The sequence below is a fragment of the bacterium genome (genome assembly GCA_026708055.1).
GTDB lineage: Bacteria > Actinomycetota > Acidimicrobiia > Acidimicrobiales > CATQHL01 > VXNF01.
In genome coordinates this window covers 1-2,262 of sequence record JAPOVS010000037.1, presented here as the reverse complement: position 1 = coordinate 2,262, position 2,262 = coordinate 1, and the positions used below count along the sequence as shown (strand labels likewise).

Annotated in this window: 1 protein-coding gene; it reads left to right on the top strand. The window is 72.2% G+C overall.

Annotated elements, in window-relative coordinates:
* Nucleotides 1–2,262, top strand: a 2,262-nt coding sequence (locus OXG55_07155) for a hypothetical protein (GenBank protein ID MCY4103019.1), incomplete at both ends; no start/stop codon positions are given.

Here is a 2,262-nt window from a genome sequence, read left to right as displayed (position 1 = left end):
GACGCTGCCGATCGCCGCGGGCGCGGCCTCGGGCACGGCCGACTTCACGCTGACACCCACTGACGACAACACCGCCACGAACGACGAGACGGTCACGCTGTCGGCGACCCAGGCCGGGGCGACCGTCAACTCCGGGACGCTCGCGGTGACCGACGACGACGCCGAGGTCTCCCTGGCGTTGTCGGCCACGTCGGGGGATGTCACCGAGGGGGCGTCGGGCGCGGCGGGCCACAAGGACGTCACGGTCGCTTTGGGCCGCGTGCTGGCGGGCTCGGAGACGGTGACGGTGCCGCTGACCGTGCAGGGCATGACCGTCGGCGCCGACTACACCTTCGCGCTGCAGCCCGCGGCCCAGACGGGCGTGACGCTGGTGACCAGCGGCGGCGGGAACAGCGCGCAGAACCCGGCGGTGCGACTGGCCGCAGGGGCGACGAGCGCGACGCTGCGCTTCACGCCTGTGGACAACGATGTGCGGTCGCAGCCAGCCGTGGTGATCGCCTACGGCACCAGTTCGCGGCTGCCCAGCGGCACGGGCGTGACGCTGGGGACGCCTGCGGGCTCGCCGGTGGTGTTCGCAGTCGCCGACGACGAGACAGGCGCCATCGAGGTGCCGTCGAGCTGGGTGCTGAGACCCGCCGGAGCGGGTGCGGGCGAGCAGTTCCGGCTGTTGTTCGTCACATCGGCCGCCAGGAATGCGTCCTCGCAGGTGATCGCCGACTACGACGGGTTCGTGCGGGCGGCTGCGGCGCAGGGCCACGCCGCGGTTGTGCCCTATGGCGGCCTGTTCAGGGTGCTGGGGTCCACTGCAACGGCGGACGCCTCGGCGCACGCCGGGTTCGCCGGCAGCGATGCCGTGGAGGTCTATTGGCTGGGCGACACAGCGGCCGCGGATCGGGTGGCGGCCTCCTATCCGGGTCTGCGGGGCGAGTGGCAGAACCAGGCCGCGCCCCACGACGAGAGCGGCGCCACGGCGTCGGTGAACACCGCGGGCTACTTCACGGGTTCCACGAGCGCGGGTGCGAAGTCGGCCAACCCGTTGGGGTCGGCGAGCGTGTCGTTGGGTTACTGTGCCGACAGCGGAACAGGCAGGGCGCCGCTGGGCAGCACCCAGACGGCGGCGAGCACCCAGACGCGGCCGTTCTACGGCCTGTCGCCGGTGTTCACGGTGGCTGGGGAGGCCGGGTTCGCGCAGGCCGCGCAATCCGTCGACGAGGACGCGGGCACGGTCAACGTGACCGTCGACATCAGCCCGGCCGCGGGAGCGCCCGTCACGGTGGGCTACACCCTCTCGGGAACCGCAGCCCGCGGCAGCGATTACACGATCGCCGGCGTCACCGGCAGCAGCGGCACGGTGACCGTGCCCATGGGCGCGACGAGCGTGAACATCCCGGTGGCAGTCATCGACGACAGCGACCGTGAGGGCGCCGAGACGGTGGTGTTGACGTTGACCGACGGCGACGGCTACACGCTGGGCCCCACCGCCGGGCACACGCTGACCATCAACGCCAACGACCAGCCGGGGACGGCAACGTTCGCGCAGTCGGCCAAGAGCGTGAACGAGGACGCCGGCACGGTCGGCGTGACGGTCGACCTGAGCCAAGCGCAGGCGACGGCCTTCGACGTCAGCTACACCGTCTCGGGCACGGCCACGCTCGGCACGGACTACACCATCGCCGGGGTCACCAGCAACAGCGGCACGATCCGGGTGCCGGCACAGGCGACCAGTGTGACGATCCCCGTCGCGGTCACCGACGACGCCGCCGAGGAGGCCGCGGAGACGGTCGTGCTGACGCTGGCGGCGTCCGCCGACTCGCCGGCGCGCTACTCGCTTGACGAGGCGCACAAGGTGTACACGCTGACCATCGCGGCGAGCGACCGGCCGTGTACGGGACCCAAGGTGGGGATCGCGGACCAGTTCCACTCGGTCGCCGAAGACGGCGGATCGGTGCGGCTGAGCCTGTCGGTGATACGGGCCGCGACCAATCCGTGCACGGACGCGTTCTCGGTCGGGTACACCATCGCGGGCGGCAGCGTCGGCGCCGGCGGCCACCCGGCGGCGACCGCGGGCGAGGACCTGGCGGCGTCGGGCAGCGTCACCGTCCCGGAGCGGGCGCTGTGGGCCCACTTCGACGTGGCGATCACCGACGATCATGTCGCCGAGGGCGTCGAGTCGGCCGTCCTCACGCTGGAGGCCAGCGACGCGTACACCCTGATGAACCACACGCAGGCCCAGATCGCCATCGCCGACGACGACGCCCGCGG